Annotated in this window: 17 protein-coding genes; 11 read left to right on the top strand and 6 right to left on the bottom strand. The window is 64.0% G+C overall.

Annotated features, from left to right (window positions below):
- A partial coding sequence (locus NKH59_RS03480) for an ROK family transcriptional regulator (protein WP_353020903.1) occupies positions 1 to 952 on the bottom strand: 952 nt, incomplete at its 3' end.
- A gap of 197 nt (positions 953 to 1,149) precedes the next feature.
- On the opposite strand from NKH59_RS03480, the gene NKH59_RS03475 reads away from it, so the two are divergent.
- The 4 genes from NKH59_RS03475 (at position 1,150) to NKH59_RS03460 (ending at position 6,603) form a co-directional block, all read left to right on the top strand.
- On the top strand, positions 1,150 to 3,705 hold the full coding sequence (locus tag NKH59_RS03475) for an ATP-binding cassette domain-containing protein (protein WP_353020899.1): 2,556 nt from the start codon (positions 1,150 to 1,152) through the stop codon (positions 3,703 to 3,705).
- The gene (locus NKH59_RS03470) at positions 3,702 to 4,691 is read left to right on the top strand and encodes an ABC transporter permease (RefSeq protein ID WP_353020897.1); all 990 of its coding nucleotides are present in this window, start codon (positions 3,702 to 3,704) and stop codon (positions 4,689 to 4,691) included. The genes NKH59_RS03475 and NKH59_RS03470 overlap by 4 nt, the downstream gene beginning before the upstream one ends.
- 46 nt (positions 4,692 to 4,737) lie before the next feature.
- Positions 4,738 to 5,739 carry a rhamnose ABC transporter substrate-binding protein gene (locus tag NKH59_RS03465; protein WP_352686514.1) on the top strand — a complete coding sequence of 334 codons (1,002 nt, stop codon included), beginning with the start codon at positions 4,738 to 4,740 and terminating at the stop codon, positions 5,737 to 5,739.
- Between the two features lie 87 nt (positions 5,740 to 5,826).
- A complete protein-coding gene (locus NKH59_RS03460) occupies positions 5,827 to 6,603 on the top strand; it encodes a glutamine amidotransferase (RefSeq protein WP_353020895.1) in 777 nt (258 codons plus the stop codon).
- 96 nt (positions 6,604 to 6,699) lie between these two features.
- On the opposite strand, the gene NKH59_RS03455 is transcribed toward NKH59_RS03460, so the two are convergent.
- Positions 6,700 to 7,581 carry a YihY/virulence factor BrkB family protein gene (locus NKH59_RS03455; protein ID WP_352768081.1) on the bottom strand — a complete coding sequence of 294 codons (882 nt, stop codon included), beginning with the start codon at positions 7,579 to 7,581 and terminating at the stop codon, positions 6,700 to 6,702.
- Between the two features lie 135 nt (positions 7,582 to 7,716).
- Between NKH59_RS03455 and NKH59_RS03450 the strand changes: the two genes are divergently transcribed.
- Positions 7,717 to 11,667 (top strand): caspase family protein, encoded by a 3,951-nt coding sequence (locus NKH59_RS03450; RefSeq protein ID WP_353020893.1) that lies wholly within the window; start codon positions 7,717 to 7,719, stop codon positions 11,665 to 11,667.
- Between the two features lie 156 nt (positions 11,668 to 11,823).
- The gene (locus tag NKH59_RS03445) at positions 11,824 to 13,149 is read left to right on the top strand and encodes an NAD(P)H-dependent oxidoreductase (protein ID WP_353020891.1); all 1,326 of its coding nucleotides are present in this window, start codon (positions 11,824 to 11,826) and stop codon (positions 13,147 to 13,149) included.
- Between the two features lie 299 nt (positions 13,150 to 13,448).
- On the opposite strand, the gene proC is transcribed toward NKH59_RS03445, so the two are convergent.
- The gene (proC, locus tag NKH59_RS03440; protein WP_353020888.1) at positions 13,449 to 14,264 is read right to left on the bottom strand and encodes a pyrroline-5-carboxylate reductase; all 816 of its coding nucleotides are present in this window, start codon (positions 14,262 to 14,264) and stop codon (positions 13,449 to 13,451) included.
- A gap of 226 nt (positions 14,265 to 14,490) precedes the next feature.
- On the opposite strand from proC, the gene NKH59_RS03435 reads away from it, so the two are divergent.
- From NKH59_RS03435 to NKH59_RS03415, 5 genes are all read left to right on the top strand, one after another.
- The gene (locus tag NKH59_RS03435; RefSeq protein ID WP_353020886.1) at positions 14,491 to 15,228 is read left to right on the top strand and encodes a hypothetical protein; all 738 of its coding nucleotides are present in this window, start codon (positions 14,491 to 14,493) and stop codon (positions 15,226 to 15,228) included.
- 36 nt (positions 15,229 to 15,264) lie between these two features.
- A complete protein-coding gene (locus NKH59_RS03430) occupies positions 15,265 to 15,399 on the top strand; it encodes a hypothetical protein (protein WP_352768092.1) in 135 nt (44 codons plus the stop codon).
- 37 nt (positions 15,400 to 15,436) lie between these two features.
- On the top strand, positions 15,437 to 16,336 hold the full coding sequence (gene folD, locus NKH59_RS03425) for a bifunctional methylenetetrahydrofolate dehydrogenase/methenyltetrahydrofolate cyclohydrolase FolD (RefSeq protein WP_023677432.1): 900 nt from the start codon (positions 15,437 to 15,439) through the stop codon (positions 16,334 to 16,336).
- A gap of 16 nt (positions 16,337 to 16,352) precedes the next feature.
- Positions 16,353 to 17,351 (top strand): GlxA family transcriptional regulator, encoded by a 999-nt coding sequence (locus tag NKH59_RS03420; RefSeq protein ID WP_023677433.1) that lies wholly within the window; start codon positions 16,353 to 16,355, stop codon positions 17,349 to 17,351.
- A 112-nt stretch (positions 17,352 to 17,463) separates the two neighbouring features.
- Positions 17,464 to 19,131 (top strand): vWA domain-containing protein, encoded by a 1,668-nt coding sequence (locus tag NKH59_RS03415; RefSeq protein WP_353020883.1) that lies wholly within the window; start codon positions 17,464 to 17,466, stop codon positions 19,129 to 19,131.
- Between the two features lie 48 nt (positions 19,132 to 19,179).
- On the opposite strand, the gene edd is transcribed toward NKH59_RS03415, so the two are convergent.
- The 3 genes from edd to zwf all read right to left on the bottom strand — a co-directional run bounded on the left by edd (position 19,180) and on the right by zwf (position 23,241).
- Positions 19,180 to 21,003 (bottom strand): phosphogluconate dehydratase, encoded by a 1,824-nt coding sequence (gene edd, locus NKH59_RS03410; RefSeq protein ID WP_352819609.1) that lies wholly within the window; start codon positions 21,001 to 21,003, stop codon positions 19,180 to 19,182.
- 73 nt (positions 21,004 to 21,076) lie between these two features.
- On the bottom strand, positions 21,077 to 21,790 hold the full coding sequence (gene pgl, locus NKH59_RS03405; RefSeq protein WP_352541755.1) for a 6-phosphogluconolactonase: 714 nt from the start codon (positions 21,788 to 21,790) through the stop codon (positions 21,077 to 21,079).
- The gene (gene zwf, locus NKH59_RS03400) at positions 21,772 to 23,241 is read right to left on the bottom strand and encodes a glucose-6-phosphate dehydrogenase (RefSeq protein WP_352472717.1); all 1,470 of its coding nucleotides are present in this window, start codon (positions 23,239 to 23,241) and stop codon (positions 21,772 to 21,774) included. The genes pgl and zwf overlap by 19 nt, the downstream gene beginning before the upstream one ends.
- Positions 23,242 to 23,481: the final 240 nt, after the last annotated feature.

Genomic DNA, 23,481 nt, shown 5'->3' with positions numbered 1-23,481 from the left:
CCTCGACCAGCGCATTGGCACAATCGTCGATCCATTCGGACAGCGGCTCGCGCGCCCCCGGCGGCAAGGGATCGAGTTCGCGCACACGGTTGATCTCGATGCCGCGCGATTTGAGATGATTGACCAGCACATAGATCGAAGCGCGATGCAGCAGGCTCTGGTAGCGCGCCGGCTTGGCCGCCACCGAATCGAGGCTTGAAGGCGAGACCGGCAAAGGACCGAGCGCGGCGCTGTTGCCGTGCGGCCCGGTGTGGACCTTGCCGCCTTGCACCAGTCCGCCGCCGACAAAGGTGTCGATCGAGATATGCATGAAGTCGCGGAACCGCGCGCCGGTTCCCTGGATGAGCTCGGCGAGTGCGGCCGATGACGCGTCGTTTTCCACGAAGACCGGGGTCTTCGGCTTTGTGGCGAAAAATGTCGTCAGATCGATTGCTTCCCAGCGGCTGCCGAGATCGTCGGGAAAGCCGAGTTCCTCGCTCCAGCCGCCGAGGAAATATGGCGAGGCGATGCCGACGCCGACGATGCTGGCATCGCCAAGCCCCTCGACCAGCTTGTCGAAATTGGCCAGCGACATGTTGCCGGCCTTGAGCACCATGTCGGGATCCGGGAAGCGATATTCGTGCGACTCGCGCGAGCGGACCTCGCCGGCAAAGTCGACGAGCACGGCTTCCAGCGCGCGCCGGCCGATCTTGATGCCGACGCTGTAGATACGCTCAGGTGCAAGTCGGTAGAGAGTGGACGGCGATCCGCGTTGCCCGAACCTTTTTCCCACTTGCTTTACGAATCCGGACGATTCCAGCCCGTCGACAATGGTGGCGACCGCGGCCGGCGTCAGATTTGCGGCGCGCGCCAGATCGGACTTGGATGCCTCCTTCAGGCGGCGAATGGCATCAAGCACGAAGCGCTCGTTATAATGCCGAACCTTGACCGAATTGCTGCCTTTTCCGGACAAAACCGGCGCCTCCCCATTCATTCCCGCAGAGCCACTCCATCCGCTTGCAGCTTTGAGGCTGCCGCGCGGTCGAGCACTCCAATCGCACCCGTGCGCGACGCGACAGTGCCCTTCGCGGCCATGGAAGTCAATTTTCCAGTTGCGGCATTCGGCCATTTAATATAGCAAATTGAAAAAACAGGACCAAGGGAGGAAAGGTGCTGCACTTGGGCGCATTAGGCGAAGCCGACGCCATGGTGAAGAGCGACGCGGCTGTCCCCGTTGCCCTGGTTCAGGCGACAAAAGCCTTCGGCGGCACGATCGCCCTCAAGGACGCGTCCTTCGAATTGCGCTCAGGCGAGGTGCTGGCTCTGCTTGGCGAAAACGGCGCCGGCAAGAGCACCTGCGTGAAGCTGCTGGCCGGCGTGTATCTCCCGACCGGCGGCCATGTCGAAGTCGATGGCAAGCCTGTGGTCTTCCATTCGCCGCACGACGCCCAGGCTGCCGGCATCTCGGTCATGCACCAGCACCCCGGTCTTTTCCCTGATCTTTCGGTGGCGGAGAACATCTATCTCGGCCATATGCCGCGCGACCGCTTCGGCGGCATCGACAACGCCGCCATGCTTGCCGGCGCGCGCAGGGTGCTGGCGACAGTCGGCCTCGACGTGCCGGCCGAAACCCGGCTCGGAATGTTGCGCACCTCCGAACAGCAACTGGTCGAGATCGCCCGCGCCCTGTCGCTCGACGCGCGGGTGCTGATCATGGACGAGCCGACGGCCGCCCTGTCGCAGCGCGAGGTCGAGCGGCTGTTCACTGTCGTCGCCGACCTGCGGCTGCACGGCGTGGCGATGATGTTCGTCGGCCACCGCATGGACGAGATCTTCCGCATCGCCGACCGCATCGCGGTGCTGCGCGACGGGCGTCTCATTGGCGTCAAGCCGAAGGCCGAGCTTGGCCGCGCCGCTGCCATCGGCATGATGGTCGGCCGTGAGGTCACCGACCTCTATCCGCAACGAAGCCACGCCACCGGCGCACTGGTGCTGGAGGCGAGGGGGCTTTCGCACGCCGGTGGCTTTTCCAATATCGACCTCAAGCTCCATGCCGGCGAGGTGCTCGGGCTCGGCGGCCTGGTCGGCAGCGGGCGGACCGAGATCGCGCGCGTGCTGTTCGGAATCGACCAGCCCGATGCCGGCGAAATCCTGATCGACGGCGAAGCAGTGCGCTTCGCGTCGGCACGCGACGCCATGGATGCGCGTATCGCCTATGTCTCTGAAGACCGCATGGGCCAGAGCCTGGTGATGGATTTTTCCATCCTCGACAACGCGGTGCTGCCAGTCCTCGACAAGGCAGCCCGCTCCGGTTTCTACGGCACGAACCGCGCGATCAATCTGGTTTCGGACTGGCTGAAGCGCATGAAGCTTCGCTTTTCCGGCTACGCGCAGCCGGTAAAGGAACTGTCCGGCGGCAACCAGCAGAAGGTGGTGTTGGCCAAATGGCTGCGCACCGAACCGCGCGTCCTCATCCTCGACGAGCCGACGCAAGGCATCGACGTCGGCACCAAGGCGGAAGTGCATGCGATGGTCGCCGACCTTGCCGCCCAGGGCATGGCAATCATCCTGATCTCCTCCGAAATGCCCGAGCTCATCGGCATGTGCGACCGCATCATCGTCCTGCGCGAAGGCCATCGGACGGCCGAATTTGCCAGGGGCGAAGCCACTCAGGAAAAGGTGCTGGAAGCAGCGACCAAGGCCGGCGAAAGCGCCGATGCGGCACAGGCCACCGGCGAGGAGAAGAGAAAAGGACCGCTCGACATACTGAAGCGGCGGGAGTTCGGTCTGCTCGCCGCGATGCTGGCGGTCGCCATCCCGGTCACCATCATCAACCCGCGCATGGTGAGCGCTGCAAACCTGACCGCCGTGTCGATGGATGCCGCCCTGCTCGTCGTTGCGGCACTCGCGCAGATGCTGGTGCTGATCACCCGCAACATCGACCTTTCGATCGCTGCGGTGATCGGCCTGTCGGCTTACATGGCGGCCAGCATGGTCCAGGCCTATCCAGGGCTCGACATCGGCATTGGCCTGATAACCGCATGCGCCGTCGGTGGCGTCGCCGGCCTGATCAACGGCCTCGTCGTCACCAGGGGAAAGATCCCGGCGATCGTCGTCACGCTGGCCTCGATGTCGATCTTCCGCGGCTTCAACTCGATCTGGGCAGCCGGTGACCAGATCAGCGCCGACGAAGTAACGCAAGCCTGGCTCGACATGACCGGCCTGAAGATCGCCGGCGTGCCGCTGATCGTCATCATCGCGATCGTTATCCTGTGCCTGGGCTACGTGCTGCTCTATCGTACGGCGATCGGGCGCGAACTGTTCGCCGCCGGCTCCAATCCCGACGGCGCGCGTCTTATCGGCATCCCCGTCGACCGCCGCATTCTGTTGGCCTTTGGCATGGCCGGCCTGCTCGGCGGCCTGTGCGGCGCGCTGTGGGCATCGCGCTACGCGACCATTGATGCACGCGTCGCGCTCGGCTTCGAACTCACCGTGATCGCGTCGGCGGTGGTCGGCGGCGTCGCCATCCGCGGTGGTTCGGGCACACTGCTCGGTATCATCCTCGGCGCGCTCACGCTGCTCGTCATCAAGAACGGGCTGACGCTGGTGCGCGTCGACCCGCTGTGGCTGCAGGGCGTCTACGGCCTCGTGATCCTGGTCGCCATCGGCATCGACACCTTCATCGTGCGGCGGGCCGAGCAGGCAAGACAGGCGAGGGCGCGGTGAAAAAGTTCCTCCGTTCGATCGACTTCTGGGATCTGCTGCTGGCGACCTCTTGCTTGGCCATCTTCCTCTATGCCGCGATCTTCGTGCCGAATTTCGTTTCCGGCTTCAATCTCTCGCAACTGGCCGCCAGCGCCTCGGAAAAGGCATTGCTGATCCTGCCGATGACGCTGCTCATCATCACCCGCGAGATCGACCTGTCGATCGCCTCGGTGCTGGCGCTGACGTCCGTCGTCTTTGGCTTGCTGGTCCAGGCCGGTGTGCCGACACTTGCCGCAATCCCGTTGACGCTCGTCATCGGCGGCCTGCTCGGCGCCTTCAACGGCTATCTGGTCTCGGGCCTCGGACTGCAGTCGTTGGTCGTGACGCTCGGCACCATGGCGCTCTATCGAGGCATTGGCTACATCCTGCTCGGCACCGGCTCGATCAACATCCTGCCGCCCGCGGTCGTCGATTTCGGCATCAACAACCTGCCTGGCACCGAGATACCGTGGACCATCGTGCCCTTCCTGGTGCTGGCGCCGGTGTTTGCGGTCGTGCTGCAGAAGACGCCGACCGGCAAGCGCATCTACGCGCTCGGCGGCAGCCCCGAGGTGGCGCGCTATTCCGGCATAAACACGCGCCGGATGGTGCTGAACCTGTTCGTCGTCTCGGGCGTCGTCGCGGCGATGGCCGGCATCGTCTATACCGCGCGCCTTTCCAACGCCCGCGCCAACAATGCGCTCGGCATGGAGCTCGACGTCATCACCATCGTGCTGCTCGGCGGCGTCAGCGTCTTTGGCGGCAAGGGCCGCCTGACCGGCGTCATGCTGGCACTGGTCCTGATCGCCATCATCCGCAACGTGCTGGCGCTGAACCAGATCGGTGGCGACGCGCAGGGCATGATCATCGGCCTGCTTCTGATCGGCTCGCTGCTGATCGGCAATTACTGGCGCTCCACACAGGAGATGCTCAGCAGATCCCGCGCAATGCGCGAGACAAAGGGGTGATCTCGGGCCCCTTCCTTCAAGCCCGAATTTTGACGGAGGAGTCACAATGAAAGCGTTTAGATTAGCCCTGCTCGCATCCGCGGTTCTGCTTGCGCAAAGCTCGTTGGCCTTCAGCCAGGAGTGCGCCAAGGAACCCGTAACGGTCGGTTTCCTGCCCAAGCTCGACACGGATCCCTACTTCAAAGTGGCCTTTGGAGGCGCACAAGAGGCAGCCAAGGAAATTGGCGGCACCGCTACCCAGGTCGCCCCATCGCAGGCGACCGCCGAGGCGCAGATCGAATTCATCAACAGCCTTGTCTCGCAGAAGGTCGGAGTCATCGCAATTGCCGGCAACGACGCCAACGCCGTCGCGCCTGCGCTGAAGCGCGCCGTTCAGCAGGGCGTCAGGGTGATTTCGTATGACTCCGATGTGGCCGCCGATGCGCGTGCGGTGTTCGTCAATCAGGTGAAGGGCGACAGCCTCGCCGAGATGATGCTCGAAAGTGCATTCGCCCTCAGCGGCGGTGAAGGCGAATTCGCGATCCTGTCGTCGACGCCGACGGCGACCAACCAGAATGCCTGGATCGACTTCATGAAGGCGAAAATGGCGGCCGAGCCGAAGTTCTCCAAAATGAAGCTGGTGCAGGTGGCCTATGGCGAAGAAAGCGAACAGATCAACCAGCAGCAGGCATTGGCGCTGGTGCAGGCGTTTCCCGATCTCAAGGTGATCATCGTCCCGGCAGGCATCGGCCTTCCCGCGGCCGCGCGTGCACTCGAGGAAGCGGGCATGATCGGCAAGGTCAAGCTGACCGGCCTCGCGCCGGCCACTCTGATCTCGAAATACATCAAGGACGAAGCGGCTCAGGATATCTGGTGGAACGTCACCGATCTTGGCTATCTTACCTATCAGACGGCCCAGGCGTTTGCGCAATGCAAGATCACCGGCAAGGAGGGTGAGAAGTTCACGGCAGGCAGGCTCGGCGAATACACGATTGGCGCCGGCGGCGAACTGATCCTTGGTCCGGCCAAGATCGTAACTCCCGAAAATCTGGCCGAATTCAAATTCTGATCCTGTAGAGCTTGAGTTCTAGGGGGCGCCGGTCCATCCGGCGCCCTTCCCAAAAACCTCTCGAAATGAAAACAGTGCGGGGCGGCAATGAAGATCTTGCTTGCGGGCGAAACCTTTGCGGCGACGACGTCGATCGCCATCGGCAGCGACGTGCTTACAAGTGCGGCCTTGACAAATGGCGCGACGGCCTTCAATGCCGCGCTGGCCACTGAAGGCATCGCGGTCACGCAGATCGGCGGCGAGCGTTGCAGCGCGGAGTTTCCCTATGACCTCGATGGGCTCGCCCAATATCAGGCGGTGGTGATCTCCGATGTCGGCGCCCTGACATTGCTGGTGACGCCGGATGCCCGCGCCGGGCGTGTCGGCGTCAACCGCCTCGATGTGCTCAAGGCCTATGTCGAAGGTGGCGGCGGGCTGATGCTGGCCGGCGGTTATATGGGCTTTCAGGGCATGTTCGGGACGGCGCGTTTCCACGACACCCCGGTCGAGGACGTTCTGCCGGTCCATTGCCTACCCTACTGCGACGGCATGGAGGTGCCGCAAGGCCTGCAGGCCTCCATCCTGCAGTCGTCACATCCGATTTTTTCCGGGGTGGAGGGGCCTTTGCCGCCGATTCTCGGCATGAACAAGCTGGAATTCAGGCGCGACGGTTCGTCCCGGCTTCTGGCGACCTGCCACCATCGCGGCACCGACTGGCCGCTCCTTGCCGTCGATAGCCATGGCCGCGGCCGCACGATTGCCTGGGCAACCGATATCGGCCCGCATTGGCTCTCGCAGGATTTCCTCGCGTGGCCGTTCTACGGAAGACTGATGGCGAATATGGTCCGTGGCTTGCCGGCAATGAATGAGGAAGCCGGACACTAGGTTTGACCCAGTGCGGTTGTCCTGGCGCGGCCGATGCCGCGCGAGGCGCCGGTGACCACCACCACCTCGTCGGCTAGGTCGAATTTCGGCGTGAACTCATTTGCCATGCAATTCCACCTTGTTCTTCAAATCGGACCGGCTGCCATGTCGAACCGAATAGGCTCGCGTGAATTCGGCGCCCAGCAGAAATATCTCCGCTGAATAATAGACCCATAACAGCACGACGAGCAGGGCGCCGGCCGCGCCGTATGATGATGAGATGGCGCTGGTTCCGATATACCAGCCAATCAGCGACTTGCCGATGGTGAACAGAAACCCGGTGACCGCGGCGCCGATGCCGACATCGCGCCATTGCAGGCTGCGGTCCGGCAGCACCTTGTAGATTGCGGCAAACAGCAGTGTGATCAGGGCAAACGAGACGATCCCGTTGATGGCGCTCAGGATGATGGTGCCGAACGGCAGGTCGGCGTTGATGACCTCTCCGAGCGCCGAAATTGCAGCGCTTACGACCAGCGACACCAGCAGCAGGAAACCAAGCGCGGCGACCAGGCCCAGGCTTGCAATGCGTGCCCGCACCATTCGTGAAATCGTTGCCCCGCTCGGTTTGACTTTCCAGATTTCGTTCAGCGCCAGCTGCATTTCGCCGAACACGCCGGATGCGGCGACGAACAGCGTGACCAGCCCCAGAATGCTGGCAAGGGTTCCCGCTTCCTTCTGCGAGGCGCTCTCGATCGTCGCCTGCAGCAGCTCGGCACTTTGCGGCCCCATCAGGCCAGCGATCTGTGCCGAAAGGGCGAGTTGCGCCGCCTCGTGCCCGAAGGCCATGCCGGCAATAGCGACGACGATGAGCAGGATCGGCGCAAGCGAGGTCGTGGCATAAAACGCTATCGCCGCCCCATGGCTCAGCGCATTGTCGTCGATGAAGCCGATGACGCTCTGCTTGAGGAGCCTCCAGCCCTCTGCTGCCAAATTCCACATGTAGGCCTCGCATGCCTGTCAACAAACAAGTAGCGGCCGCGCAGCGCTGGGCGAGGGGCGAGAGGCCGGCGGGACAGGAGGGGGCGCGGAGCAGCATGACATTCCTGCCTCCCTTCCCCACGACAAGAACACCTCTTGCCCGAACACTTGCCACGCGCCGGCCATCATGATGCCATGCCGTTGCGGAAGATGGCGCGCTGGGTTTGGGGTGGGACGACGATGCTGTTTTCAGGGGCAACAGGGCGCATAGGCGTGGCGTTTGCCGCGCTGCTTGCACTTTTGTGCGCGCTGGTTCCTGCGCGGGCTGAAGAGCCGAAGGCGCTTAAGGGCGTCGCGCTCGTCATCGGGCAGTCCGATTATGAGCATGTCGGCAAGCTGCCCAATCCGGAAAACGACGCCCGCGCCATCGAGGGTATGTTCGACAGGCTCGGCTTCGAAACCGATGTCGCGACCAATCGCGACGCGCGCAAATTGCGACGCGACCTCGAAGGCTTCGTCGACGATGCCGAGGGTGCCGACGTCGCCATTATCTACTATTCCGGCCACGGCATCGAAGCCGGCGGCGAGAATTTCCTGGTGCCGGTCGATACCGACATTACAGCGCTCGACGATGCCGGCGAGAAGCTGGTGCCGCTGTCATCGATCGTGGCCGAGCTGAAGGCCAAGGTGCCGGTCACCATCGTGCTGCTCGATGCCTGCCGCAACGATCCGTTTCCACCGGGCACGCTGCTCAAACTGACGCCGGGCGAAGCGGGCAAGCCGATCGGCGCCGGCGGCCTTGGCGAAACCCGCAGCGTCGTGGCGCTGAACGGCAGAGCGCCGGCCAAGGGTTCGGCGGATGACAGCCTGGGCCAGGTCATCGGCTTTGCCGCCGAGCCCGGCAAGGTGGCGCTCGACGGTCCCGCAGACGGCAACAGCCCCTATGCGGCAGCCATATTACGTCACATCGACATGATGGGCGGCGAGGAATTCGGCACCGTGCTGCGCATGATCGGCGAGGAGGTCTATCTCAAGACCGGCGGCCGGCAGCGGCCGTGGGTCAATGAGAGCCTGCGCCGGCTGCTCTATTTCGGTACGCCCGCCGAGGTGCCGAAAGGCGAAGAGGGCGAGATACTCAGCGAGCGTCGCCGGCTGCTGGTGACGATCTCGACGCTGCCCGACCCGCAACGCCGCCAGATCGAGACGATCGCCCGCGACGGCGGCGTACCGATGGATGCGCTCTACGCCATGCTGAAGACGCTGGGCACCGAGAAACCCAGGGATGCGGCCGAGCTCGACAAATTGCTGCGCGGCCAGACCGAGCGGTTGAAACAGGTACTAGCTGAGCAGGCGACGCTGAAGAGCCAGGATCCGGAAATCGTGCGGCTTTCAAGACTGGCCGAGCAGGCGGTGCAAGAAGGCGCACTCGAAGCAGCGCAGAAAATCCATGAACAGGCCAAGGCCCGCGTTGGCGAACTGTCGAAGACCGTCGACCAGGCCGAAGCCGACCTCAAGGCGCGTCGGTTCGAGTTTGCCGAGGTTTTCGGCGACAGCGCCAAAACCTACGAAATTTCGTTCAGCTATCAGGCGGCAGCGCAGGACTATGCCAAGGCCTATGAGCAGGTCGAGAAATGGGACGACCATCAAGCCTGGTTCTACAAGGCAGCCGAGGCCCAGGCGCTCTCCGCGCACGGTTCTTTCTCTGGCGACAATGCCTTTCTGGTGCAGGCGGTCGCTGCCTATGAAATAGCGCTGACCTATGTGTCGCGCGAAAACAGCCCGCGGCAATGGGCTGCCACGCAAAACAATCTCGCCACCACGCTGTCGACGCTGGGCGAACGCGAGGCCGGTCGCGAAAACCTCGACAAGGCGGCTGCCGCCTTCGACCAGGCGCTGACCGTCTACACACGCGACGCCGATCCGGACGACTGGGCCTCGACGCTTGGCAATCTCGGCACCGTCTACTGGCGGCTCGGCCAGCGCGAGAATGGTATCGCGCTGCTCGACAAGGCCGTCGCCTCCTTCCGCGCGGCGCTCGCGGTGCAAGCGGCGAAAAAAATGCCGCTCGAGTGGGCGGCGACTGAGAATAATCTCGGCATCGTGCTGTCCGAGATCGGTGAGCGCCAGGCCACGACCGACAGTTTCCGCGCTTCGATCGAAGCGCATCGCGCCGCGCTGACCGAATACCGCAGGGAGCGCGTCCCTCTCGACTGGGCGTTGAGCCAGGTCAATCTCGGCGCGGCCTTGTTTCGCCTTGGCGAGCGTGAAAAAGACGTGCCGACGCTTGAGCAGGCGGTGGCCGCCTATCAGGCTGCGACCGAGGAGATGACGCGCGAGCGCGCCCCGGCGCAATGGGCGACGATCCAGAATAATTTGAGCTCGGCGCTGGAATCGATCGGCCAGATCAATGGTGACATCGCCACGCTTCAGCGTGCTCGAGAGGCGGCAGAGGCCGCACTGACGGTATGGACGCGCGAGCATGCGCCGGCGAGCTGGGCGAACGGCCAGTTGACGCTTGGCAATGCCTTGCAGCGTCTCGGCGCCAGGCAGGAAGGCAACGACGTGCTGCTCGAGGCGATCGCTGCCTATGAGGCCGCACTTTCTGAATATCCGCGCGAAAAGCTTCCGCTCGACTGGGCTTCGTTGAAGCAGAATCTAGGCTCGGTCTATGCGACGCTTGGCGATCGGGACACCGGCATCGACTATCTCCGGAAGTCGGCGTCCGCCTATCGCGAGGCCTCGCAGATCTATACCGCCGCCGCTGCTCCAATCGAGTTTGCTTCGATCGAGCACAGTCTCGGCAACGCTTTGTCGACCTGGGGCGACCGCGCCAGCGACAAAGCGGTGCTGGAACAAGCGGTCGCCGCCTATGGTGCAGCGCTCACCGTGCGAAGCAAGGACAGCGCCCCGAAGGACTGGGCGAAGACGCAGTACCGGCTGGGTGCAGCACTTTCCATGCTCGGCAAGGCCAATGGCGGTCCGGACGAGGCGCTCCAGCGCTCGGCGGCGGCCTATCGTGCGGCGCTCGAGGTGCAGAGCCGTGACAGCGATCCTGACGCCTGGGCGGCAACGCAATGGGGCCTGGGCCACGTGCTCCTGGTGTTGGGCGACCGCACGCAGGACGGCGAAGCGTTCCGCCAGTCGGCGACGGCGCTAGAAGCGGCGCTGCCCTTCTACGACCTCGCCACGGTGCCGGAAGATCACGCCCAGCTGCAGAACGAACTAGGCACTGCCTATTACTACCTTGCCGGCAGCGCCAATGACCCATCGCTCTACCAGAAGGCGGCGGCCGCGCATGAAAAGGCACTGGCCGTCTATGCCACGTTGCCCGACCGCTCGCTCTGGGCCTCGGTCGAAGGCGACCTCGGCAATGCCCGCATGATGCAGGCAAACGCCAGTTCCGACCCGGATGCCATGGCCAAGTCTGTCCAGGCCTATGAGGCGGCACTGACGGTGATGACCCGCGACAGGGATGCCGACGAATGGCTGCGCAACCAGGCAAACCTGGCCAGCGCGCTGTCGACGCTGGGCTACTGGCGCGGTGACGTCCCCCTGCTGAAGCGCTCGGCCGGCATCTATCGCTCGATCCAGAGCGTGCGCACGCGCGACCGCGCCTCCGAACCCTGGGCCAGCACGCAGGCAAGCCTGGCCAATGTGCTTGGCATGATCGGCGCGAAAGAGCCTTCGCCGGCTTTGTTCGCCGAAGCGGTCGCCGTCAACCGGGCGCTCGCAGACGAGGTCGGCCGCGACCGCGACCCCGACCGCTGGGCGAGCCTGCAAAACGAGATCGGCTATCAGCTGACGCTCGCCGGCCGCGCCGAAAACAACGTCGCCAAATTCGAGGAGGCAGTGCCGATCCTGCGCGAGGCCATCGCTGTGCAGAAGAAGATCGGTTCGGTGCCGGGCGTCGCCTTCACCGAGGACAGCCTATGCGATGTGCTTACCGATCTGGGTGCTGCCCGCAAGCAGAAGGCAATGGTCGAGGAAGCGATAGGCGCCTGCGAGCATGCGCTCGTCATCTTCAGTGAGCGCAAGATGGACGACCTTGCCGCCGGCTCCGCCAAGAACCTTGCCGAGGCAAAAGCCTTGCTGGCCGAATTGCAATAGCGCACAGGAAAAGGTGGCCGCGGCCGGTTTCGATTGGCAATGGGTTGCCGTTCCCTGCTATTCCCGCTTCATAATGCATGTCGCCCAAAAGTGTGCCGCGGTTTTGGGACAACGACATGCATAAAAACAAAGACTTAAAGCAGTGGACGTTCCAGTATGACCAATGTCGCCTTGACCGGGCTTGCCCGCGATCTTGCCAAGCGCGCCGCGGAAGGCCGCTCGGTGCGCATCGGCGTTATCGGTTCGGGCGAGATGGGCACCGACCTGGTGACGCAAGGCATGCTGATGCCGGGCATTTCGGTTTGCGCGATCTCGACGCGCCGCCCGCATACGGCGCGTGACGCCATCCGCATTGCTTATGGCGATCAGGCGATGGCAGCCGAAGCGGACAGCGCTTCGAAGGTCAGCCAGGCGATCGAAAGCGGCAAGATTGCCGTCACCTCGAACGAAATGCTGGTCACCAATCCGCTTATCGATGTCGTCATCGATGCCACCGGCAAGCCCGGGGTCGCCGCCGATTTCGACCTGATGGCGATGCAGCACGGCAAGCACCTAGTGATGATGAATGTCGAGGCCGACGTTACCATCGGCTGCTATCTGAAGCAGCAGGCCGACCGGCTCGGCGTCGTCTATTCGGTCGGCGCCGGCGACGAGCCGTCGAGCTGCATGGAGCTGATCGAGTTCGCCTCGGCGCTCGGCTACACCATCGTCTCCGCCGGCAAGGGCAAGAACAACCCGCTCAACCACGACGCCGTTCCCGACGACTACCGCGAGGAGGCGCTGCGCCGCAACATGAATCCGCGCATGCTGGTCGAGTTCGTCGACGGCTCGAAAACCATGGTCGAGATGTGCGCCATTGCCAACGCCACCGGGCTGGTGCCCGACGTTCCCGGCATGCACGGCCCCAAGGCCGATCGCGACGAGCTGGTCAAGGTGCTGATCCCGCGCGAGCAGGGCGGCATTCTGTCGAAGAAGGGCGTCGTCGACTACACCGTCGGCAAGGGCGTGGCGCCCGGTGTCTTCGTCATCGTCGAGGCGACGCATCCGCGCATCATCGAGCGCATGGACGATCTGCATATCGGCCACGGTCCCTATTACAGCTTCTTCAGGCCCTACCATCTGACCTCGCTGGAAGTGCCGCTGACGGCCGCTCGCATCGCGCTTTACGGCAAGCCCGACATGGTGCCGCTGCCGCAGCCGGTGGCCGAGGTCTGCGCGGTGGCCAAGCGGGATCTGGCGGCAGGCGAGGTTTTCGATGCGATCGGCGAGACCTGCTACCGCTCCTGGACCATGACCGTCGAACAGGCCCGCGCCCATCGCGCCGTGCCGGTCGGTCTGCTCGAAGGCGGCAAGGTGCTGAAACCGGTGAGGAAAGGCGAATTGCTCACCGCCGACAGTGCCGCGCCCGACCCGACGACCAGGCTATTCGCCTTGCGCCGGCTGCAGGACGAGATGCTGTGTGGGAATCTTGGTGATGGCTGAGATTCGTGAATCCGAGTTGAAGCGGGAAAAAGGGACGCCTTTCTCTGGCAGAGCGGCTCGCGGCCATTGCCGATGATTCTCAAAGCCAAAGCCGGCAAAGACGGGCGGCCCGTGAACAAGGACGAGGTCGACGACTTGTGGGGACATCGCTGATATCTGTCGACATTCTAGGCTATCGCGATTTTGATGTCGGCAGGACAGTGGAGGGCGCGAAGGAACGCCGCGTAACGGCTTTCTACCGGTAGCTAATGCCGAAAGGAACGGTCGACCGTCACCGCCGACCGGCTCCCCCAGAAGCCCTACCTCCCCAGCTCGATAGACCGCAGCCGCGCCGCTTCCACCGCCTCGGTGAGCAGGCGCGTCAGCCGGTCCTCGCCCATCAGTACTGCAAGGGCCGCAGCCGTGGTGCCGTTGGGGCTGGTCACCTGCTGTCTGAGCACGCCCGGCTCCTCGCCGCTTTCGGCGGCCAGCGAGGCGGCGCCGTAGACCGTCTGCATGGCCAAGAGCTTGGCAGTCCCGGTCGGCAGGCCGGCTTTCTCGGCGGCCACGGTCAGCCCTTCGATGAAATGGAAGATATAGGCCGGCCCCGACCCGGAAACCGCCGTCACCGCGTCCATCAGGCCCTCGTCGTCAATATCGGCCACTTGCCCGCTCGCCGAGAGCAGGTCGGCGACGAAACGTTTAGTCTCGTCGGAAACCAGCCTGTTGGAAAACACCACCATCATGCCCTTGCCGATCGCCGCCGGCGTGTTGGGCATGCAGCGCACGATCGGCGCGCGGTCGCCGAGAATACCTTCAAACGTGGCCACCGGCGTTCCGGCGGCGATGCTGAGGAAGGTGGTCCGGCCATCGTTGAAGCGGATGTAGCCAGCCGTGACGTCGCGGATCACCTGTGGCTTGACCGCAAGGACGACGAGGGCCGGCACGGCGTTGGCCGGTATGGCGCCAGCATCCGCGCCGGCAGCGCAGCCCAGTGCTTCGGCACGCTTGCGCAACTCGGCATTGGGCTCGACCACGAACACCGCAGCCGGAGCGAGCTTGCCGGCTTTCAGCCAGCCCGAGAGCATGGCGTAGCCCATATTGCCGCAACCGGCGAGAACAAGCCTGATCGACATCGAAAGCCTCCCATAGAGATGGCTTCCCCATAGACGTTCGCGGCAGGACGGGGAAGCCCTGTTGGGACCGTGATCAGGCGGAAACCCCGACCTTGCGGTTGGGATGCGCATGTAGTCGCGCAGTCGCGCGGCGACCAAATTAACCTTTTATTTCCTATGCCTGTTTAGCATCGCTTAACCAGTGGCGGTCGCTACGTCCCAGCCCGAGGGGAAGGCTCCAGAAACCATGGCTTATAGGAAAAATCGTGAACACTGGAGGAACGAGCAGTCCTTGCTGTCGCTCGTCGAGGCGGTGCGCGGCGAGGACGAAGCATCGCTGGTTTCGCTAGAAGACCGCGCAGGCCCGTCATGGCGCGAGGATGCCGCCACACGCCATCGTCTTGCCCGCTCGCGCCGCGAAGCGCGTGCCAGTCCGATCCTGTTGGCAGCCGCCGGCATAAGCCAGCCCGATCCTGATGAGCCAAAGGCCGGCACCATACTGATGGAAGAGGCTGCAGCTGCCGATGGGTTTTTCGGCCCCGCTGGCTCCCTTGGCGGCCCCGATGCCGGTTCCGCCGATCACGCAGCATACCGGGCAGCGCCGCCTCCCGCTCAGCCGGTCGAGGTCGCGCGTACCAAACGTCCTGGTCCGATCGGTGCCGTGTTGTCGGCGCTGAGCCGGCTCATGCCTGGCAGAGCGCCGGAGGAGATGGCGTCCGGTGAGACTTCCGCCGCGACAAATTCCATCGCAGCGATGCCGCCCGCCTTCCCTCCGCAGCCGCTCTATGCCGGTCTGGCACCTTATCCGCAGCAACCCGCGCCGCCGCATTCGGCCCATACTCAGGCCTGGTCGAGGAAGGCAAATCAGGCCTCGGAAGCCGCCGATCAGCAAAGCCAGATCGAGGAAATCCGCGCCAGCCTGCGCGAATTCCGGGAGGCGGTTCGCGAGCTCACCGAAAACCGCACGCATCGCCGCTATTTCTGAGCGTCGAATAAAACATGCCGGTTTCGAGTTAACGGCATGCGACGGCGCATTGACGGGATTGCCCGGCTCGATTTTCGTGAAAATGCCGCGCTGCATGTCCGCCCGCAGCGCATGGTTCTGGGCAACGGCCTGCATAAAAGATATCTGGAGCGCGCCGCATGGATGTTTTAACGCGGCAGGCTTACGCGATAGGCGTCGAGGGTGGTTCATGGCTGAGTTGATTGACGGAAAAAGCGTCGCCGAAGACGTGGTGCGGCGGGTCAAGGCCCTGACCGCCGAACTGGCGGAAAAGGGCGGACGGCAGCCCGGTCTCGCCGTGGTCATCGTCGGCGAGGATCCGGCGAGCCAGGTCTATGTCGCCTCCAAATCCCGCACCGCCAAGGAATGCGGCTTCCATTCGGTTCAGCACACGCTGCCGGCCGAAACCTCCGAGCCGGACCTGTTGAAGATCATCGGCCAGCTCAACGCCGATCCGGCCATCAACGGCATCCTCGTGCAGCTTCCGCTTCCCGGCCATATCGATTCCGGCAAGATCATCCAGACCATCGCGCCTGAGAAGGATGTCGACGGCTTCCACTTCATCAATGTCGGCAAGCTCGGCACCGGCGAGCTCGAGACCGCCTTCGTGCCTTGCACGCCGGCCGGCTCGATGCTGCTGATCGAACGGGTGCGCGGCAAGGACCTGTCCGGTCTCAATGCGGTCGTCGTCGGGCGTTCGAACATCGTCGGCAAACCGATGGCCAATCTTCTGCTTGCCGCCAACTGCACCGTCACCATCGCACACAGCCGGACCAGGGACCTGCCGGCGCTTGCCCGCACCGCCGATATTCTGGTCGCCGCCGTCGGCCGGTCTGAAATGGTCCGCGGCGACTGGGTCAAGCCTGGCGCCACCGTCATCGATGTCGGCATCAACCGCGTCGCCGCACCTGAAAAGGGCGAAGGCAAGACGCGCCTCGTCGGCGACGTCGCCTTTGCCGAAGCAGCGAAGGCGGCCGGCGCCATCACGCCGGTGCCTGGCGGCGTCGGACCGATGACCATTGCCATGCTGATGGCCAACACGCTAGCTTCCGCCTATCTCGCAGCCGGATTGAAACGGCCTTCCTTCTGACCAGAAAGCAGCGTCCTTGCCGAACCTCACTGTTCCCTTAGAACGGCCGGTCACCAATGATCCCGTTCAGGGCGGGCGGCAGTTCGGGTTTCTGTTGGTCGACAAGTTCTCCATGTTCTCGCTGGCCGCGGCAATCGACACGTTCCGGTCGGCGAACCGGCTGCTCGGCCGCGATTTCTATGGCTGGACTACGGTGTCGGCCGACGGCGACGCCGTCATGGCGTCCAACGGCCTGCCGCTCAAGATCGACTACGCGGTTGCCGATCTGCCGCCGGTCGATATCCTGTTCGTCTCGGTCGGGCTGACGACGGAATTTCCCGGCAAGAGCAAGGTGCTGGCAGCGCTGCGCAGTTGGGGCCGGCGCGGCAATGCGCTCGGCGCGCTTTCGGTCGGCTCCTATCTGCTCGCCGAAGCAGGCCAGCTCGATGGCTATCGCTGCACCATCCATTGGGAAAACCGCGCCGGCTTCCTCGAACGCTTTCCGGACATCAACTGCACCGGCAACGTCTTCGAGATCGACCGCAAGCGCTACACCTGCGCCGGCGGCACCACATCGATCGACCTGATGCTGGAGATCGTGCGCGGTGATTTCGGCTCGAGCCTCGCCAATGGCGTCGCCAACCAGTTCCAGCATGAGCGCATCCGCTCGGCCGGGGACCGCCAGCGCGTCGGGCCGGAACGCGACCTCACCGGCAAGTCGGAGAAGCTGCGCCGCATCGTCGAGCTGATGGCCGACCATCTCGACGAGCCGCTGTCGGCGGTGCAGCTCGCCAAGTCGGCGGGCCTGTCGGTGCGCCAGGTCGAGCGCCTGTTCCTGCGCCATCTCAGTGTGACGCCCGGGCGCTATTATATGCGGCTCAGGCTCGAGCGGGCGCGCGAATTGCTGCGCCAGACCAACATGCCGATCCTCGACGTGGCAATCGCCACCGGCTTCACCTCGCATTCCTATTTTGCCCAGAGCTACCGGCTGCAATTCGGCCGGCCGCCTTCCGAGGAACGCCGCACGGCCTATTGAGGGTTTGGCAGAGAGGCGACGCAGCTTCGTACTCCGTCCGGGCTTGTGTCGCGACCCGGCGTCAAATAGCTTTCCGGCGCCGAGCGGCGGCGACTGACGGGGGAGATTTTTGATGGCGGGATTTGTGCAGAGCGTCGCTGCGGCGGCCCTGTTGCTGTGGACGACGGGGTTCGGCTTCGCCGCCGATCGCGTCATCGTCATTCTCGATGCCTCCGGCTCGATGTGGGCGCAGATCGACGGCAAGCCCAAGCTCGAAATCGCCCGTCAATCGCTGCGGAACGTGCTGCAATCGGTCCCGGCCGAGGAGGAAATAGGCTTCATGGCCTATGGCCATCGCGAGAAGGCCAGTTGCGACGACATCGAACTCATCGTGCCACCGCAGGCAGGCTCGGCAAGTGCGATCTCAGCCGCGGCCGACAGCTTGAAATTTCAGGGCAAGACGCCGCTGACCGCTGCGGTGAAGCAAGCGGCGGAAGCATTGAAATACACCGAGGACAAGGCGACGGTCGTTCTCATCACCGATGGCATCGAGACATGTAGCGGCGATCCCTGTGCGCTCGGCAAGGAACTGGAGGCTGCTGGCGTCGACTTCACCGTCAATGTCGTCGGCTTCGGCCTGACGGCGGCCGAGGGCAAGCAGGTCGGTTGCCTCGCCGACAATACCGGCGGCAAATATATCGAAGCGTCGGATGAAAAGGCATTGCAGGACGCCCTCGTCGAGACCGTTGCGCCTCCGCCACCCGCCCCTGAACCGACTCCCGCCCCGCAGCCTGCTCCCCAGCCGGCGCCCGCCCCGCCGGCGGAGTCCAATTTCGCGCCCACCGTCGTGCTTGCCGAGGGTGGCGATCCCGTCACCGACGGCAATGCCTGGGAGATCCACAAGGCGAATTCCGACGGCACGCGCGGCGATCCCGTCACCACCGAATATGGCACCTACAAGGGCAATCTGGAGCCGGGCGACTATATCGTCGTCGCGCGTGCCGGCGAGGCCAGGGCCGAACAGAAGATCAAGATAGAGCCTGGCCAGGTCGCCAAACCGCACTTCAACCTGAATGCCGGCACGCTGGTCATCCACCCGCGGCCAAGCGAAGGAGCGGACGTTGATGACGGCGCGGCTGTCGTAATCGGCTATCCCGGCGTCGACACCCCGCCGACCTATTACGGTGACACGAAAGTCGTGCTGCCGGCCGGTGACCAGAAGGTGACGGTCACGATCGGCCAGGGCATGGTTATCGAGACGATCCCGCTTGCCGCCGGCAGGGTCATCGACAAGGACATCATCGTCGGCGTCGGGCGTATCGTCGCCAACGCCTATTATGCTGCCGGCGGCGACAAGGCCGAGGGTTCTGGCGTCGGCTTCAAGGTGCTCCAGGCGAAAAAGAACATCGACGGAACCAGGCAGGAGGTGACCTATGCCTACGGTCCGGACAGCAAGTTCGATCTGCCGCCCGACGATTATGTAATGGTCGCGACGGTCGACCTTGCGGTGGCCGAGCAGCCGTTCAGCGTCAAGGTTGGCGACCATCAGGATCTGAAGATCGCGATGAACGCCGGCATGCTGACGATAACCGCGCCAGGAGCCTCGAAGATCGAGATATTCGAGGCCAGGAAGGCCATCGACGGAACCCGCAAGTCGGTTGGCTACGCCTATGATCAGAAGTATGAAGCCACCCTGTCGGCCGGTGACTACGCGGTGGTTTCGGAGAAATCGGACAACAGCTCGAAGGAAGGCACAGTAACGGTCAGGGCCGGCGCGCGAGCCGAACTGACGGTTCAATAAATCCAGTGGAGAGCAGCCATTAGCCGCTCTTACTTATTGCCGAAAAAATCACGCCGTACCGAAGGCGCTGGCGCCATGGTCGGCGCGTCCCACCAACTGCCGGAACCCGGCGAAAAGCTCGCGGCCGAAGCCGAATTCATTGCCTATGAGGTCGCTGTCCGCGGGCCGGCGCAGTGCGAAATCGCCGGCTGGCACCAGTACCTCCAGCGTCCCGGCCTCGGCGTCGAGCCTGATGATATCGCCGTCATGGATCCTGGCGATAGGCCCGTCCTCCGCCGCTTCCGGCGTCACGTGGATCGCCGCCGGCACCTTGCCTGAAGCGCCCGACATGCGGCCGTCGGTGACCAGCGCCACATGCTGGCCGCGGTCCTGCAGGATGCCGAGCACGGTGGTCAGCCTGTGCAATTCCGGCATGCCGTTGGCCTTTGGACCCTGGAACCGAATGACGGCGATGAAGTCGCCGGTCAGCGACCCCGCCTTGAACGCCTCGTTCAGGCCTTGCTGGCTGTCGAACACTTTGGCCGGCGCCTCGATGACGCGCCGCTCCGGCTTGACCGCCGATGTCTTGATGACGGCGTGGCCGAGATTGCCCGAAAGCACTTTCAGACCGCCGCTCGGCTGGAACGCCTTCTTGAACGGTGCCAGCACCTTCTCGTCCCCGCTCTCGCGCGGCGAAGCCTCGCGCACGACGCCGCCGTCGGCGCCGAGCCTGGCCTCGACCGCGTAGGGGCGCAGCCCTTCGCCCCACACCGTCTGCACATCCTCGTGCAGGATGCCTGCGTCGAGCAGTTCGCGGATCAGGAAGCCGAGCCCGCCGGCGGCGTGGAAGTGGTTCACATCGGCAAGGCCGTTCGGATAGACTCGCGCCAGCAGCGGCACGGCTTCCGAGATGTCGGAAATATCCTGCCAGGTAATGGCGATGCCGCCCGCCGCTGCCATGGCGATCAGGTGGATGGTGTGGTTGGTCGAACCGCCGGTGGCGTGCAGGCCGACGATACCGTTGACGATCGAGCGCTCGTCGATCATCCGCCCGACCGGCGTGTAGGCGTTGCCGAGCGCGGTGATCGCCAGCGCCCGCTTCGTCGCTTCCCTGGTCAGCGCGTCGCGCAACGGCGTGCCAGGATTGACGAAGGAAGCGCCAGGCGTGTGCAGGCCCATGATCTCCATCAGCATCTGGTTGGAATTGGCGGTACCGTAGAAAGTGCAGGTTCCCGGCCCGTGATAGGATTTTGATTCCGCTTCGAGCAGTTCGGCCCGTCCCGCCTTGCCCTCGGCATAGAGCTGGCGGATCTTGGCTTTTTCGTCGTTCGGAATGCCGGTCGTCATCGGCCCGGCCGGGATGAAGACCGCCGGCAGATGGCCGAAGGTCAGCGCCGCGATCACCAGTCCAGGCACGATCTTGTCGCAGACGCCGAGATAGACGGCGGCATCGAACATGTTGTGCGACAGGCCGATTGCCGCGGCCATGGCGATCACGTCGCGCGAGAACAGCGACAGCTCCATTCCGGGCTGGCCCTGGGTGACGCCGTCGCACATCGCCGGCACGCCGCCGGCCACCTGGGCGATGCCGCCGGCCTCGCGCGCCGCATCCTTGATCAGCCTCGGAAACGTCTCGAAAGGCTGATGCGCCGACAGCATGTCGTTATAGGAGGTGATAATGCCGAGATTCGGCACCCGGTCGCCGCCAAGCGCCACCTTTTCGGAAGGGCTGCAGACGGCAAAGCCATGGGCCAGGTTGCCGCAGGACAGCACGGCCCGGTTGGCGGTGCGGTTCGAGGCTTCGGCGATGCGGCCGAGATAGGCCTCGCGACCGGGCTTGGAGCGCTCACGGATGCGCTGGGTGATGGCTTCGATATCGCGTCTTGCGGTCATGGCGGTCGGTCCTTTCAGGCGAGGTCCCGCAAACACCTTCCGGCTGTTGCCGGGACCTGCAGCCAAGTTGAGATCAGGGTGCCCAGAAAACCTCTACGGGCTTTTGAGTGGCATCGAGCACGGCGCGAATGGGCTTTCGTGTTCCAGTTCCAAGCGCGGCCTCGAATGCGCTGCGTTTTTCCGCGCCCTCGATATGCAGCGCGATGAAGGCGGCTTTGATGATCCGCGCCAGTGACAGCGTCAGCCGTGGCTCGCCGGCGCTTGCCGCATGAACCGGAAGCACGACCCTTTGCGACGACGGATCGAGCAATCTTGCCAGGTTCTCGGCATCCGGAAAGAACGAGGCGGTGTGGCCATCAGTTCCCATGCCGAGCACAACGACGTCGAGTGGCCAGGGCAGCACTTGCAGCGCCTCGCTGTCGGAGACCGCTGCACCCTCGATACTTGCCGCGGCGTGGTAGAGCGGCACGAAATTCGCGGCGGCGGCCGCGTTCTGCAGCAGGTTGGCGGCAACCAGGCCGGCATTGGAGCGCGGCGATGAGGGCGGCACGAAGCGCTCGTCGACCAATGTTATCGTCACCTTTTCCCAGGCGATCGGAACGGTCGAAAGCGCCGCGAAGAATTTCGCCGGCGTCGTGCCGCCCGAGACCGCAAGCAGCGCCGTGCCGCGCTCGGCGATCGCCTTTGACAGACGGCCGGCGACGTGGCCGGCAAGCGCTGTGGCCAACTCCTGGCGTCCGGCAAATTCGTGCCAGTTGTAGGCGCCGCCTAATTGCTCTCGTGCCATGTCCGCCCGTCGCGTTCGATCAGCGCAATCGAGGCCGAGGGGCCCCATGTGCCGGCGGTGTAGCCTTGCGCCTCTTGCCTGCCGCTCTCCCAGGCGTCCTGGATCGGGTCGATCCATTTCCACGCCGCCTCGACCTCGTCGCGGCGCATGAACAGCGTCTGGTTGCCACGGATGACGTCCATGATCAGCCGCTCATAGGCATCGGGGGCGCGGCCGTCGAAGGATTGCGCAAAACTCATGTCGAGCGGAATCTGGCGCAGTCGCATGCCGCCCGGCCCCGGGTCCTTGATCATGATGAACTGCTTGACGCCCTCGTCGGGCTGCAGCCTGATGACCAGCTGGTTGGCGGAGATCGGCCCGGCGCTCTCGCCGAAGATCGAATGCGGGATCGGCTTGAATTCGATGACGATCTCCGAAACGCGCGTCGCCAGCCGCTTGCCGGTTCGGAGGTAGAACGGCACGCCCGCCCAGCGCCAGTTGCCGATCTCGGCCTTGAGCGCAACGAAAGTCTCGGTGTTGCTGTTCTTGCCGAGTTCCTCGACATAGCCTTTCACCGGCCCGCCGGCCGAGGCGCCGGCACGATACTGCCCGCGCACCGTGTGCTTCGGTGCTTCGTTGCCGTTGATGCGCTTCAGCGCCCGCAGCACCTTCAGCTTTTCGTCACGGACGGCATCGGCGTCCATCGACGACGGCGCCTCCATCGCGACCAGGCAGAGCAGCTGCAGCATGTGGTTCTGCACCATGTCGCGCAATGCGCCGGCCTTGTCGTAATAGGTGACGCGGTCTTCCAGGCCGACAGTCTCGGCCACGGTGATCTGCACATGATCGACATTGGCGGAATTCCAAAGCGGCTCGTAGAGCGCGTTGGCAAAACGCAGCGCCATCAAATTCTGGACCGTCTCCTTGCCGAGATAGTGGTCGATGCGGAAAATCTGGCTTTCATGGAAGTCGTCGCCGACCAGGTCGTTGAGCGCGCGCGCCGAAGCGAGATCGCGGCCGATCGGCTTTTCCAGCACGATGCGCGAATTCGGCGTGATCAGCCCGTGCTCCTTCAGCTTGTGCGAGATGTCGCCGAACAGCGCCGGCGCCACAGCCAGATAGAAAGCGCGGATGTGTTCGCTGTCGCCGATCGCCTTCTTCAGCCTGTCGAAGCCGGCACCTGTGGTTGCATCTGCCGGGATATAGGAGAGCCGCGCGAGGAACGTCTTCAGTTCCGTGGCGTCGATATCCTCCGGTTTCACATGATCGGCAATCGCCTGCCTGGCGAACGACTGGAATTCCTCGTCGGTCATCTTCGAACGCGATGTGCCGATGATGCGCGTCGGCTCGGAAAACTGGTGGTCGCGCTGCCGGTGGTACAGCGACGGCAGAAGCTTACGTTCCGAGAGGTCGCCGGTGCCGCCGAAAATGATGAAGTCGAAAGGGTCGACGGGAATGATCTGGCTGGTCATGGTCTGTCCGCTGTGACGCCGGTCGCGATAACGCGGCTGATATAATCTAATCGATTTAAACTTGCCAGTGCCATTGCGTCACATCCGCGTGTGCTCTTGACACCGGCGCTGGCCGGAGGCTTGTCGGCAAGCGATGCTTCCGGAGCCTTCGCAGTTGCAGCATAGAGCCGGATGGCAGCGAAAGCCAAAGGAGAAATCGTCGATGGACGCACATCTTTCGATGGCCTGGCCAAACGCGTC

The sequence above is a fragment of the Mesorhizobium sp. M0998 genome, assembly GCF_040318885.1.
GTDB lineage: Bacteria > Pseudomonadota > Alphaproteobacteria > Rhizobiales > Rhizobiaceae > Mesorhizobium.
This window is presented reverse-complemented; position numbering and strand designations above follow the sequence as displayed.